The sequence below is a fragment of the Pirellulales bacterium genome (genome assembly GCA_019636335.1).
Lineage (GTDB): Bacteria > Planctomycetota > Planctomycetia > Pirellulales > JAEUIK01 > JAHBXR01.
Genome location: JAHBXR010000003.1, coordinates 69,719 through 84,326, shown reverse-complemented (window position 1 = coordinate 84,326; position 14,608 = coordinate 69,719). Strand labels below are relative to the sequence as shown.

Annotated in this window: 8 protein-coding genes; 6 read left to right on the top strand and 2 right to left on the bottom strand. The window is 63.3% G+C overall.

What is annotated here, in order from left to right:
* The first annotated feature begins 259 nt into the window (after nt 1-259).
* From KF708_04375 to KF708_04360, 4 genes are read left to right on the top strand one after another with little or no spacing between them, the layout of a single operon-like run.
* Nucleotides 260-970 (top strand): TetR/AcrR family transcriptional regulator, encoded by a 711-nt coding sequence (locus tag KF708_04375; protein ID MBX3411931.1) that lies wholly within the window; start codon nt 260-262, stop codon nt 968-970.
* 33 nt (nt 971-1,003) lie between these two features.
* Nucleotides 1,004-2,320 (top strand): efflux RND transporter periplasmic adaptor subunit, encoded by a 1,317-nt coding sequence (locus KF708_04370; protein ID MBX3411930.1) that lies wholly within the window; start codon nt 1,004-1,006, stop codon nt 2,318-2,320.
* On the top strand, nt 2,317-5,475 hold the full coding sequence (locus tag KF708_04365; protein ID MBX3411929.1) for an efflux RND transporter permease subunit: 3,159 nt from the start codon (nt 2,317-2,319) through the stop codon (nt 5,473-5,475). Before KF708_04370 ends, KF708_04365 begins: the two co-directional genes overlap by 4 nt.
* A 6-nt stretch (nt 5,476-5,481) precedes the next feature.
* Nucleotides 5,482-6,033: an NUDIX hydrolase gene (locus tag KF708_04360; protein MBX3411928.1), complete on the top strand. Its 552-nt coding sequence runs from the start codon at nt 5,482-5,484 to the stop codon at nt 6,031-6,033.
* A 100-nt stretch (nt 6,034-6,133) separates the two neighbouring features.
* Here KF708_04360 and corA read toward each other — a convergent pair whose 3' ends face one another.
* Both corA and KF708_04350 read right to left on the bottom strand, forming a co-directional pair.
* Nucleotides 6,134-7,318: a magnesium/cobalt transporter CorA gene (corA, locus tag KF708_04355; GenBank protein ID MBX3411927.1), complete on the bottom strand. Its 1,185-nt coding sequence runs from the start codon at nt 7,316-7,318 to the stop codon at nt 6,134-6,136.
* 21 nt (nt 7,319-7,339) lie between these two features.
* Nucleotides 7,340-10,885, bottom strand: coding sequence for a mechanosensitive ion channel (locus tag KF708_04350; protein MBX3411926.1), 3,546 nt, complete (start codon nt 10,883-10,885; stop codon nt 7,340-7,342).
* 395 nt (nt 10,886-11,280) lie between these two features.
* Between KF708_04350 and KF708_04345 the strand changes: the two genes are divergently transcribed.
* Together KF708_04345 and KF708_04340 are read left to right on the top strand one after the other, a co-directional pair.
* Nucleotides 11,281-12,030, top strand: coding sequence for a metallophosphoesterase family protein (locus tag KF708_04345; protein MBX3411925.1), 750 nt, complete (start codon nt 11,281-11,283; stop codon nt 12,028-12,030).
* Nucleotides 12,031-12,241: 211 nt separating this feature from the next.
* A complete protein-coding gene (locus KF708_04340) occupies nt 12,242-14,539 on the top strand; it encodes a YidC/Oxa1 family insertase periplasmic-domain containing protein (GenBank protein ID MBX3411924.1) in 2,298 nt (765 codons plus the stop codon).
* Nucleotides 14,540-14,608: the final 69 nt, after the last annotated feature.

Below are 14,608 nucleotides of genomic sequence, written 5' to 3'. Positions count from 1 at the left end.
CTGCCCGCGATTGTAAGCGGGATTCGCCAACGGTCAAGTAGTGCCTCGCTTCACAACCTCGGAACGACTTCCGGACCTGGTGAACCACCCCAGGCCATCTCCCGCTATCGGAGGAATCCGTCCCGCCGGGGGCTTATTTTATTGACGGACGCGCCCGTCATTAAATACGATGGCGGCTCGGACGCGGTCCCTCGCGGCGGCCTGCCGCTGCGAACCGCGACCGGAGTCCCTCGCCCCCCAAGACACGTTCCCCGCCGCCATGAGCACGCACACTCGCCGCCGACGCGGACGCCCGGTCGATGCCGACTTGCGCTCGCGGCGCGAAAACGAGATCCTCGACATGGCCGCGCGCGTCTTCGCCGAGCGTGGTTACGCCGGTACCGATCTGCAGGTCGTGGCCGATGCGCTCGAAGTAGGCAAGGGAACCATCTATCGCTACTTCCGCGACAAGCAGAGCCTGTTTCTCGCCGCGGTCGATCGCGGCATGAACAATCTGCGCGAGAGTGTCGATCGCTGGGCCGCGCAGTCCGACGACCTGCTGCACCAATTGCCCCTGGCGATCTACGGCTACCTCCAGTTCTTCGACTCGAATCCGCACATCGTCGAGCTGCTGATCCAGGAACGGGCCGTATTTCGCGATCGCCCCAAGCCCACCTACTTTCAGCACCGCGACGCCGACGTCGTGCGCTGGGAACAGCAGGTTGCCGTGTTGATTGCCGCCGGGCGCATTCGAGACATTCCGGTCGAGGCGATCTCCGAAGTAGTCGGCGATGCGCTCTACGGCACGATGTTCACCAACTACTTTGCCGGCCGCAAACGATCCGTTTCCGAACAGTGCCGCAACGTGGTCGACATTCTCTTCCACGGCATTCTCACCCCCACGGAATTGAAGCGCTGGCGCTGGAAGGTGCCGGAAGAAAAAACCTCGCGTCCCCCTCGCAAGGTCCTTCGGACGCCGCGTAAGAAATAACCCCCAAGAAAGTACCTAGACGACGTGTTCTCCATGTTGAAAGTTTCCGCTCGACTCTACGCGATCGCCCCGCTGGCGCTGGTGGGAGTCTTGGCGCTAGGTCTGCTCCCAACCACGGGCTGCGGCAAGGCCGAGGCGCCCGCGGCCACCGTGGCCTCGGCGACGCCTGCCGAAGCCCTGGCCATCCCGGTCACGGTCGAAAAGGTAACGCCACGCCCCGTGCAGCGCATCGTCTACGTCAGTGCCACGATCCACGGGCTCGAGGAGGTCATCGTCACCCCCGAGGTCGAAGGGATCGTGAAGCGCATCCATCACGAGGTGGGCGATCGCGTCAAGCCGGGCGAGATCCTCGTCGAGCTCAACCCGATCAACTACCGGCTTGCCGTGAACGAAGCGATCCAGGCCCTGCAACTCGAGTTGGCCCGGCTGGGTCTCAAGGAATTGCCGGCAGAGGAATTCGACGTGACGAAGCTGCCGGGCGTCGTGCGCGCCGACCGGCTCGTCGAGAACGCCCGCCGGCGACTGGCGCGGGTCGAGAGCCTGTTCGGCCGCAAAGTGGCCACGGAGGAGGACTTCGACCAGGCGCGCACCGATTTCCAAGTCGCGCAGGCCACGCTGCAACAGACCATCGACGAGACCGAGGCCACGATTGCCTCGGCCCGATTGCGGGCCGCGACGTTGGCCTCGGCGCAAGAACGGCTCGACGATACGTCGATCTACGCACCCGATTTACCCACGCTCGCGCCCGACGGCTCGGTCGTCGTCGACTATGTCGTGGCCGAGCGCATGGTGGCCGAAGGAGAAATGGTTCGCGCCTTCCCCTCGCGCGACATGTTCCGCCTGGTGGTCGATCATCCCCTCAAAGTGCGAGCCAGAGTCAGCGAACGCAACCTGGCCGCGATTCGCGAGGGGCAGACGTTGAAGCTCAAGATCGATGCCTATCCGAGCGATCTGTTCGACGGCAAGATCGTGCGCGTCTATCCCACGATCGATCGCGCGAGTCGCACCTTCCAGATCGAAGCGATCGTGCCGAACGAAGATCGCCGCCTCAAGCCGGGGGTCTTTGCCAAGGGAGGCGTGCTTACCGAGCTCGATGAAAACGCCCCCACGGTGCCTCTCGACGCCGTGGTCACCTTTGCCGGCGTGACCAAGGTGTTCGTCGTCCGCGACAATAAGGCCTACGCCGTCGAAGTGCAACTCGGCGAAACGGGAGAGGGCTGGATCGAAATCAAGGGAGATTTCGATCCCGAGAGCACCGTCGTGACGAGCGGCCAGACGAAGCTGGCCGATGGCACCCCCGTCCGGATTCGCGAGCCGGAGACCCCCGAGATGGCGAGGCGCGAGCCGTGACCATTTGGGATCTCTGCATTAAACGGCCGATCTTCACGGCCATGCTCGTGTCGGCCCCGATCGTCATGGGGATCGCCTCCTTCAATCGCTTGGGGGTCGATCTCTTTCCCAACGTCGACCTGCCGGTCGTGGTGATTACCACCACGCTGCAGGGGGCCAGCGTCGAGGAAATGGAAACCTCGATCACCAAACCGGTGGAAGAGATCGTCAACACGATCTCCGGCATCGACGAGCTGCGCTCGACGACCAAGGAAGGACTCTCGCAGGTCACCGTCCAGTTTGTGCTGGAGAAAAACGGCGATACCGCGGCGCAAGAAGTGCGAGACAAGATTTCGACCATCCTCTCGCAGTTTCCGCCGGGCACCGATCCGCCGATCATCGACAAGTTCGATCTCGATGCCTCGCCCGTGGCGACGATCGCCATCTCGGGCCGCCGCGATCAACGCGAAGTCACCGAGATCGCCAAGAAGCAGGTCAAGGAAGTTCTCGAAACCGTTTCGGGCGTGGGCGCCGTCGTCATGGTGGGGGGCCGCGAACGCGCGGTGAATGTGATCGTCGACGCGTGGCGGCTCGTCGCCTACGGCCTCTCGATCGAGGATGTCCGGCAGGCCCTGGTCCGGCAGAATCTCGAAATGCCGGGGGGGCGCGTCGACCGCGGTTCGCAGGAGGTCGTGCTGCGCACCATGGGGCGCGTCCCCTCCTCGTCCGCCTTCGGCGAATTGATCATCGCCGATCGCGACGGCTATCCCGTGCGCATCAACGACATCGCCCGTGTCGAAGACACCTACGCCGAGCCGCGCGGGCTGAGCCGGCTCGATGGCGATACGGCCGTCAGCCTGGTCGTGCAGAAGCAGTCGGGCACGAACACGGTCGAGGTCGTCCACGCCGTCAAGCAACGCCTGGAGAAGGTTCTCGAAACGCTTCCCGCCGATATCAATATCGAGGTCATCCGCGATCAATCGCGTTTCATCGAAACGTCGATCGAGGAGCTCAAGTTCCACCTCGTGCTGGCGGCCGCGCTGGTCAGCCTGACGATTCTGCTCTTCATCCGCGACTGGCGGACCACGGTGATCGCGTCGCTCGCCATTCCGTCGTCGGTGGTGGCCGCGTTCGTGTTCATGGACTGGATGGGCTTCACGCTCAACAACATCACGATGCTGGGGTTGATCCTGGCGATCGGCATCGTGATCGACGATGCCGTCGTGGTCCACGAGAACATTTTCCGCCACATGGAAGAGCACGGGACCGACGCCCGAACCGCGTCGAGCACGGCCACGCGCGAGATCGCGCTGGCCGTGGTGGCGACCACGCTGTCGCTGCTGGTGATCTTCGTGCCGATCGCCTTCATGTCGGGGCGCGTGGGGCGGTTCTTCAACAGCTTCGGCTTCACCGTCGGCTTCGCCGTGCTGATGAGCATGTTCATCTCGTTCACGATGACCCCCATGCTCTGTGCCCATTTCCTCAAGCTCGAATCGGGGCACCACAGCAGCAAGGGGGGCTTCATCTGGCGCGCGATCGACGGCTTCTATGGCTGGATCCTGGGATGGTCGCTACGGCACCGCTGGGTCATCGTGCTGGCGTCCGTCGGCTTGCTCGCCGCCACACCGGCCATTTTTGCGAACGTGGGCATGGATTTCGTCCCCCGCGACGATCAGAGCGAGTTCGAAATCTCGATGACCCTGCCCGAAGGGTACTCGCTCGAGCGGGCCGATAAGATGCTCCGCGAGATCGAGGCTCGCGTGGCCAAATTGCGCGGCGTGACGCACCAGTTCACGATCATTGGCGACACGACCGGTCGCATCGCCGAAGGCCAGGGGGACGTGACGCAGGCCTCGATCTATGTGCGGCTGATCGATCTGCGCGAGCGCGACTACACGCAGTTCGACGTGATGCACGATGCCCGCCTCGTCATGGCCGACTATCCCGATATCCGCGGCGCCGTGCAGGACGTGCAGGCCTTCCAGGGGAGCGGCTTCCGCCAGGTCGACATCGATTTGAACCTGAGCGGACCCGACCTTGCCGAGTTGCAGACGATGGCGGAACAGATCACCGACTGGCTGCGCGGCACGGGGCACTACGTCGATGTCGACACCAGCCTTGCGCTGCGCAAGCCGGAGTTGCGCGTCGAGGTCGACCGCGAGAAGGCCTCGGACCTGGGAGTGCCCATCGAGACGATCGCCGCGACCTTGCAGGTGCTGGTGGGTGGACAAATCGTCTCGAAGTACAAGGAAGACGACGAACAGTACGACGTCTGGCTCCGGGCCGATCTTCCGTATCGCCGCAGCCGCGAGTCGATCGGCGCCATGACGCTCCCCTCACCCAAGGTGGGACTCGTCGAGTTGGCCAACCTGGCTAAACTCGTGCCAGCGCAAGGGCCGTCGACCATCGATCGCTTCGGCCGTCGCAGGCAGGTCGTCGTGGTGGCCAATCTACAAGGGCTCGCCCTCGGCGATGCCGTGAACGAGATCAGCCAGCACATGCGCACGATGGACCTGCCCTCGGGCTACTCCTGGGAGTTCATCGGCCGCGCCAAGCTGCTGGCCGAGTCGAACTCGAACTTCGTCGTCGCGTTCGCCTTGAGCTTTCTGTTCATGTACATGGTGCTGGCCGCGCAGTTCGAGAGCTTCGTCCATCCGATCACCATCCTCTTGGCATTGCCCCTGACGTTGCCCTTTGCCTTGATCTCGCTGATCCTCTTGCGCACGCCGATGGACATCTATGCGATGTTCGGCATCTTCATGCTGTTCGGCATCGTGAAGAAGAACGGCATTCTGCAGATCGACTACACGAACGTGCTGCGCGAAAAGGGCCTGCCGCGCGACGCGGCCATCCTGGAAGCGAACCACACGCGTTTGCGCCCCATTCTGATGACCACCCTGATGCTCGTGGCCGCCATGGTCCCCATCGCGTTGGGGCAAGGTCCCGGCGCCGCCGCGCGGGCCAGCATGGCCAAGGTGATTCTGGGGGGCCAGACCCTCTCGCTGTTGTTGACGTTGCTGATTACGCCGGTCGCCTATTCGTTGTGGGACGACCTGACTCGTCTGGTCTTTCGGATCGCGAAACGCAAGAATGCGGCCAGTGCGGAACCCGCCGCGGCCGCGAGCCTTTCCTCGCAGGAGACAGCGGCCGGCCCGCCACCTCCTGTGCAGGATTAGCCCGACATGCCCGACAAGAGTTGGACTCTGCTCTCCTCGCGCACGGTCTTCGAGCATTTCATCTTCGACCTGCACTGCGATCTTTATCGCCTGGCGCCCGACGGGCACGAAAGCGAGTTCGTGCGGTTGGAGTGCGCCGATTGGGTCAATGTGATCCCCATCACCGCCGAGGGAGACGTCGTCTTCGTGCGGCAGTATCGACACGGCGTGCGCGCCCTTTCACTCGAGATCCCCGGCGGCATGGTCGACGAGGGAGAACCGGCCGGCGCGGCCGCGCTGCGCGAGCTGCAAGAAGAAACGGGCTACGACTCTTCCCAAGTGCGACGACTGGGCGACCTGTGGCCGAATCCCGCCATTCAAAACAACCACTGCCATCTCTACGTGGCCGAGAACTGCCGCCTGGTGGCTCCCCCGCGCCCCGACCCGCGCGAACGGATCGAGGTCGTGACGCACCCTCTCGCCGAGATACCGCGACTGATCCGCGACGGTGAGATCCGGCACTCGCTGGTGATTTGCGCCTTTGCCCTGTACGGCATCGTGCCCGCCACAACCGAGTAGGTCAGGTACGCCGTACCTGACACTCAAACGAGTCGCCACGTCAAACCTTTGTCAGGTACGGCGTACCTGACCTACTCGACGGCTTCGCTCCTTCGATCCTTTACGCCTGATGGCTTGGCCGACCGATCTCGTTGTGATCGTGCGATTCGTGTTGCACTTCGTCCTGCTCCCCCTCGGGCGCATGCTTCTCTGGCGGAAGTGACGAGCCGATCCAGCCTTTGCGGACGAAGAAGATGAACTGCCCCACCACCACCACGATCATCGTCAGCCAGACGAGCGGGTAACCGTAGTACCACTCCAGCTCGGGCATGTTCCAGGGGGAGGTCTTCGTGTTGAAGTTCATGCCGTAGATCCCCACGATGAACGTGAGCGGAATGAACAGCGTCGAGATAACCGTCAGCACGCGCATCACCTCGTTCAGGCGATTGCTCGCGTTCGAGAGGTACAGGTCCAACAGGTCGGCACAGCGCTCGCGATCCACCTCGAGCAGATCGATCAACTGCACCGTGTGATCGTAGCAATCGCGAAAGTAGACCCGGGTCTCATCGCGGACCAGGCTCGAGTGATCTCGCACCAGCACGTTCAGCGCTTCGCGCTGCGGCCAGAGCACGCGGCGCATGCTGCGCAAAATGCTCTTCGACCCGTGCAAATCCCGGATCGTCTGCGCGCTGGGCTTCGCCAGCATGAGATCTTCGAGCGTGTCGAGCCTGTCCCCCTGGTGTTCGAGCACGGGAAAGTAGGCGTCCACGGCGGCGTCAATCAAGGCATAAGCAAGATAGTCGGGCCCCGCCACGCGGGCGTGCCCCTGCCCTGCCCTGACCCGCTGCCGTACCTGCTCGAAGCAGTCGCCCGGGTCTTCGAGAAACGAGACGACGTAGTTCTTCCCCAGAAAGATGCTCACCTGCTCGCTGTCGAAATGGGCATTCTGTCGCGGGATGCGCGTGACGATAAAAAGATGGTCGCGATACTCCTCGACCTTGGCCCGCTGATGCACGTTGACCACGTCTTCGAGGGCCAGCCGGTGCAGGCCGAACATCTCGCCCACCTGACCGATGATGGTGGCATCTCCCAGCCCTTCGACATTGATCCAGGTGACCGGGTACTTGTCCAGGTATTCGCGTGCCTCGCTGACCTTGCCGAGCATGCGCTCTTCGCAGCGATCGCTGCCATAGGACAGCAGGTGCAGCTTGGGCGACTTCGCCAAGGGATCGACCACCACGCTGCCGGGCAACGCCCCGGGCTGCGTGCGGCGTTGAAATCGTGCCTTGCGCTTGCGACGATGCATGGAACCGGCAGCAGTGGAACCCTAGGAAGCACAACGCTCGTCGACGATCGCCACCGGCGTGGCGATCGAACGTATCCGCAAATCGCGCTGCGGATAAGCAATTTCGATCTCGGCCTCGCGGAACAAGCGATCGATCGACGACAGGATGTCGTGCCGGGCAGCCGACACGACTTCCAGGCCCGGCACAAAGGCCTGCAGCGCGAAGTTCATCGTGCTGTCTCCGAACGATTCGAACGTGGCTTTCGGTTCCGGATCCTTGAGCACGAGCGTATGCTCGCGGGCCGCTCGCTGCAACAGGTCGCGTACGAGCGAAACATCGGAACCGTACGCCACGCCCACGTTGACCTGCAGGCGCTGGATCGTGTCGCTCAGCGTCCAGTTGACGACGCGTCCCGTGATGAAGTCCTTGTTCGGCACGATCAATTCCTGGCGATCACCATTCGTGATCGTGGTCGCCCTCATCCGAATGCGGGTGACCGTGCCCGACATGTTGCCCACGGTAATCACGTCGCCCAGACGGACCGGCTGCTCGAAGAGGATAATCAGGCCCGAGACGAAGTTGGCAAAGATCTCCTGCAAGCCGAAGCCGAGGCCGACCGTCATGGCCGCGACCAACCATTGCACCTTCGACCAGCCGATGCCGACCAGCCCGAAGGCGATCATCGCGCCGATCACCACGATGAGATATCGACAGACCGTCGAGACGGCATAACGGGCCGAGGCGGTCAGCGGCAGTCGCTGCAAAACGGCGATCTCGAGCAAGCCCGGTATATTCTTGCCGGCGACATAAGTGAGCGCGACGGCAACCAGCGAAAGCAGCAAGTGCGCCAGGGTAATATCCTGCACCGGCATGCCGAGTTGGTTCACTCCCAGGTTGATGGCCGTATCCGATGACCAGAGGGTAATCTGATTGAGCACCCCCAGGGCAGGCAGCACGTCGACCCAGGCCAGGTAGCAGCCCACCCCCAGCAAGACGCAGACCAGCACGTTGATCAGCTTGCGCGTCTGTTCATCGATCGTCGACAGGTCGATCATGGGCTCTTCGAGCACGATCGCGCCGGCGGTGTCTCCCTCGGCGGTCACCACGTCCTGGCGCGCTTCGACCATCGCGGCGCGTCGTTCGCGTGCCTGCTGCATCGCCAAGCGGCGGCGCGTGATCAGCAGCCAGCGGAGCAGCAGGGCATGCACGACGACCGCTCCGGTAAGAATCGCCAGCGTGACAAACATGCGCCACGCGAGTTGATCGGCCGTATAGTGATAACCGGCCGCGGAAAGCAGCGCGAGGCTCAACGGCGCGGCCATGGCCGCCGCATACCACAACGGCCTGAGCCGACTGGCCCACCCTTGCGGATACAGCGTGATGTAATCGGCCAACGCACCGGATGAAGGTCGCAGAATACGGTGTACGAAGAACGCCACGAGCAACATCCCGGCGATGAAAAGCAGTCGCCCGAGCGAGTGTCGCCAGACCTCATCGGTCTGGGTCGACGAGTGAATCGTCACCGTGATCAGCAGGAAGGGCAGCCCCACGAACATGGCCGCGCGCAGGTTGCGTCGCACGATGCTCACGCCCCGCGCCGGCCATTGGAAATGCGCCTCGGCCAACCCCAGGGGGCGACAAACCTGGCACAGGAACTCGCCCAGCAGCATGACCTGCGCGGTGGTCGCGAAGGCGCTCGAGAGCGCGGCGCCGAGGGCGCCCGTTTCTTTCGCCACCAGAAGCCACGCGATAAACCAGCAGAACCCGGGCCACATGGCCGCCGAGATGATCGTCGCGGCCAGCGACTCCAGCGTCGGTCCGAAGACCGCACAGTTGCGACGCGCGGCGATCTCGCCTTGCTGGCGCATCCGCTTCCGCAGCTTGTCGCGTGCCAGGACCACCGCGAACATGACGAGCACCCCCAAGCCCGCCGACAGTGGATGGATCCGCAGCACTCCTTCGGCCACCTCGGCGGCGGCTTTCCAATCCTGCGGATCGCGCAGCTTGCTCAAGCAGGCCACGGCATCTTGCAGCGTGCCGGCATGCGCCACTTCGGTGCTACGAATCCACAACATCAGCCCGTCGATCCAGTCCGAGTATTCGGCCTGCTGCTCGCGGAGCAGTTGTTGCTTCGTATCGACGTCGATGAGCGCCTCGTAATACTCGCGATAATCCGGAATGAGGCTGGTGAGAATCGTGGACTGGTTGGCCAGCAAGGTCCGCACGTTATTCCGGAGCTCTTCCCGCGGCGTCGTATTGGCGGCAAAAGCCGGGCTTTGCAGCAGTTCGTCCACGGCGTCGTCGAGTTCGTCCAGCGCTTCGGCCTGATCTTCGAGCGCGAAGAGTTGCTCCTGCGCAGCGACCAGTTTGCGCCACAGCGGAGCCCGCGTCTGGCCGTGTAGCAAATCCCTCTCCAAGTCGATACGATCGCGTTCGAGTTCCCGCCGCCGACGCGACAGGAGCGAGCGAATCGGTTCCGTAAGTCCGGCATCGTCCACCTTGCCGCGGTCGCGTTCGGCACGCGACTTCAACTCCTTGAGCGAGTGGTCGAGCGAATCGACCTTCTGCTGCAACGCACGAATCTGCTCGGGCAACTGGATCCGTAGCGCCGCCAGGGCCTTGTTCTCCTCGGCCAGCGCCTTCGTGGCGTCGTCACGTACTCGCGCGGCGGCGGTGCTGGCACTCATGGCCTGGCCCCGCGCTTCCTTGACCCGCGCAAGCTGCAGCTTTTCTTGCCAGGCATCGACGAGTGCCTGCGCTGCCGAAAGCCGCCGAGCGGCCAGCTTCTGCTCCTGTTCCAATAATTCGATCGTGGAAGAGAAGAACTGCTCTTCCAGTTCCCACAACGCGAGCTGAGCGACCAGCAACTGCTCTCGGGCCAGCAGCGCCGCCTGATCCGCCAGCGACAACTCGGGAGGCAAATCGGTGCGGCCGCCGATCGCTGTCAGGCGGCGCCGTACCTCGGACAATTGATCTTGGGAGGTCTCGCGCGTGCGCGAAATATCGAGCTTGCGATCGATGCGGCGTTGCGGCTCGGCATCGAGTTCTTTCTTCTCGTCGGCCAACTGCTTGCGACGTGTCACCTGCTCAGCCGCAAGTTGCTGCAACTCGCCCACCGCGGCGTTGGATGGCACCACCAGGTTCGGTTCGGTGACTGGCTTCGCCAGCTCGTCAGCGACCACCTTCGATCGATCGGGCACTTCGCTCAATTGCCTGGCCAGCGACTCGCGCCGTGCATTCAGGTCGGCGGCCCGCTTGCGATCATCGAGGGCCGCGCGGTAGTGCTCGGTGAGAAAGACCTTCGCTTTTTCATCGAGCGCCGTGTCGGTCTCCACGTCGCGCAGGCGGGCCTCCAGGGCCTCGACGGTAACTGGCACGGCCGTGCTGGTCGTACCGGGCTCGCCCGGGGGGGCTGGTTGCCGCGCCAAGAGAGGGACGCCACCCACGTAGGTTTGTCCCAGGGCCGTGGCCGGCACGAGCCAACCCACGAGCAAGGCCGCCAACAAAACGAACGTCTCGCCGTGGGTCAGTCGTTTTTCGAAGGTAGAATTCAAAGGGGCCTGGGCCGCCGTGCCGGATCGTCGCATCGGTCCTCCTGACCGTTCGCTCGTGGGGCGTGTCCGTGCGATACGCCGCCAGCTATTCGATCGCGCCACGAGAGGGGCCGGGCGCGCAACGCGGGAAGGGAATGCGTATACGAAAAGGCCGCTGCGCTGTAAAGGCGGACGAAGGGCGGCGCCGGTGCTAGCATTGCCCCCCGGCGGCACGTCGAGGCGAAACACCCGCTTGACCCCCTACTTGCTGCAACTTAGACTGCCTGTTTGGTTTAGAGCAACACGAAGGACGATTTCCACGGGTCGACACGGGGCTGCGTCACCGCGAGGATTTCCCTTCGACGGATGTCATCCACTCCGCCCACACCCCATAACTCGCGCACGTGGGAGTTCGCGTCGTCAGGGGCTTAGCCGAAGGACCATCAAGCGTGAAACGCGCGCTTGTCAGCGACATACACGGCAATCTCGAAGCCCTGACCGCTGTGCTGGAAGATATCCGGCAACAAGGTATCACCGAGATCTACTGTCTCGGCGACATCATCGGGTATGGGCCCAATCCGCGCGAGTGCATCGACCGCATCATGCAGGTCGACGCCTGCATCTTGGGGAACCACGACCAGGGCGCGCTCTTCGACCCCGAAGGATTCAACTCGGGCGCCGAACGAGCCATCTTCTGGACGCGTGAACAGTTGGAGGCCCCCGGCGGAAGTCCCGAACAAAATGCCAAACGTTGGGACTTTCTCGGCGAATTACCTCGTAGCATTCGCGAGAACGGCGCCCTGTTCGTGCATGGCTCGGCCCGCAATCCGCTCAACGAGTATGTCTTTCCCGAAGACATCTATAACCCGAAGAAAATGGAAAAGATCTTCTCGCTCGTCGAGCGGCTCTGCTTCCAGGGCCACACGCACGTGCCGGGAGTCTTCACCGAGGATCTGAAGTTCTACAGCCCGGAAGAGATCAACTATCGCTACGAGTTGTCGGACAGCAAGACCATGTTCAACGTCGGTTCGGTCGGCCAGCCACGCGATGGTGATCCTCGCGCCTGTTACGCCATCTACGAGGACGATTCCGTAACGTATCGTCGCGTCGAATATCCCTTCGAAGAAACCGCTCGCAAGATTCACGATATCCCCGATTTGGACAATTTCCTCGGCGATCGACTGCGCGAGGGAAAATAGGCGGGGGAAGTACAGGAAGTAACCATTCTGCCTCGCCGTGCGGCAGGCCCGCGCGGCGTCATGCTGAATTGTCTGTAGGCCCGACTCGATCACCTTGCAAGATCGTGGATAGTCGGGTTTCATGGACGGCTCGCGCGGCGTCCCGGCACGACGCGTCTTGGCTTCCCGCCCCGCCGGCCTTCACGCAACGTATTTCGACAAGGACGGCTCTGTGGACAAGCGGCTGATTGCCTTCATGCTCATTTCCCTGGCGATTCTCCAGGGATACTTCCTGCTGCTTTCGTGGTGGCAAGGCCCCCCTCCCGAGCAGCCGGCCGCGGTTGCCGAGGCCGAGGCCGACAAGAAACCTGCGGATGCCCAGGCTCCGCCCGCCGAGCAGCCGGCGCAAAACGCCGAAGGCACTGCCAGCCAGCCCGTCACCGAAGGGGAGTCGGCCCCCCCCCCGGCCAGCGAACCGGCCGCCGCGCCGCCCCCGCCCGAAGTTCGCCCCGTCGAGGCGGAACAATGGGTCACCCTGGGCTCGGTCGACCCCGACGAAGGCTATCGCCTGCTCGTCACGCTGACCAACCGGGGCGCGGCGTTGGCTCGGGCGGAACTCTCGAGCCCGCAGTTTCGCGATCTTGAAGATCGGTCGGGCTATCTCGGCCACCTGCTGCCCGAGGGAGACATCAACGGTCGCGGCTGCCGCGTGCGCGTCGTGGGGCGTGGCACCCCCGCCGCCCTGGCCGGGATTCAGCCCGGCGATCTGATCACCGAAATCGCTGGCAGCGAAATCGACGGCCGCATCCGCTTCGAGGAAGCGCTCGCGCGAACGCGCCCCGACGACACCATCGAGATCAAGCTCCTGCGCCACGACGAGCCCCTCACCGTGACCGCCACGTTGATGCGACGTCCGCTCGAGGTGATCCGCCCCGAAGGGGCCGATCCTCTCTCGATGCTGGCCACGCTGGCAATCTTCGATCGAGACAAACTGCGCGAGGAAGAGACCGAGTTCTCCGGAGTCGATCTGCTCCATGCCACCTGGCAGGTCAAGTCTGCCGACGAGTCGCACGTCAGCTTCAGCCACGTGACGAAGGGACTCGAATTCATCAAGACCTACCGCCTGGCCAAGGCGGCCGAGAACCTCGCCGAGGGGCCGGGCTATAACCTCACGTTCGAAATTGAAATCAAGAATCTCGACGCCCAAGCGCACAAGGTTGCCTATCGCCTCGACGGCCCGAACGGCCTCCCAGATGAAGGCTGGTGGTACGCCACCAAGATCGGGCGCGACTGGGGGGGCGCCGGCATGCGTGACATTGTCGTGACGCTCTGGCAGAACGGTCGCCTTTATCCGTCGATGGTCACCTGCCGCTCGATCGCGAAGGGGGACCTCGGTTCTCCCTGGCGCGATCAGCCCTTTGGCTTTCTCGCGGTCGACGCGCAGTACTTTTCGACGGCGCTCTTCCCACTCCAGCCCGAGCCGGGCACGGTCTGGTGCGAAACGGCGCAACCGATTCGCGTGGGTCCCGTGCCCGAGGATAAGGCGCAGTGGAATCGGACCAACACGTCCTTCCGCCTGCAAAGCCCCACGCACGAGTTGGCGCCTCAGGGAAGCATGAAGCAGGCCTTCACGCTCTTCGCCGGCCCCAAGCAACGCGTGGTGCTCGAGTCGTACGACGTCGGCAACGGCTACACGCTCTCGGACCTGGTCTACTTTGGCTGGTTCGGTTGGGTCTCGCGGCCGATGTTGCGGATCTTGTACTTCTTCCACGACTACGTGACGTTCGGCAACTATGGTCTGGCGATCGTGCTCCTCACGGTGCTCGTGCGTTCGTGCATGTTCCCCCTGAGCCGCAAGCAGGCCGTCAGCGCGCAGAAAATGCAGTTGCTGCAGCCCGAGCTGAAGAAGATCCAGGAGAAATACAAGAACAACACCGAGGCCAAGACCAAGGCCACGCAAGAGCTGTTCGCCAAGCACAACTACAATCCGCTCGGCGGCTGTTTGCTGGTCTTCATCCAGTTGCCGATCTTCGTCGGCCTGTATCGCTCGCTGGCCGTGAACGTCGAGCTGCGTCAGGCTCCCTTGATCAGCGAGAACATTCGCTGGGCCTCGAACCTCGCCGCGCCGGACATGCTGTTCCGCTGGAGCGAGTTCATGCCGCAGTTCGTCATCGGCTGGCTCGGCCCCTATTTCAACCTGCTGCCGGTCATTACGATCGCCCTCTTCCTCTGGCAGCAGAAGATGTTCATGCCGCCGGCGACCGACGATCAAACCCGCATGCAGATGAAGATGATGCAATACATGATGGTCTTCATGGGGGTCATGTTCTTCAAAGTGCCCAGCGGCTTGTGCATCTACTTCATTGCTTCGAGCTTGTGGGGCATTGCCGAACGTAAGCTGCTGCCCAAGACGATGAAGCCCGCCGCGGCACCCGTCGCCGCCGAGACGAAGAGCGACCATGCCGCGGGCAGCAACGGCAGTGGCGGTAGTGGCGGAACCCGTCGCAGCAAGCAGCGCGGCTCGCGTTAGTCGCTTGCCTGTCGCATCGAACGCTCGCGCGATGGACGCGTGATTGACGAGAACGAGGATCGGACCGCG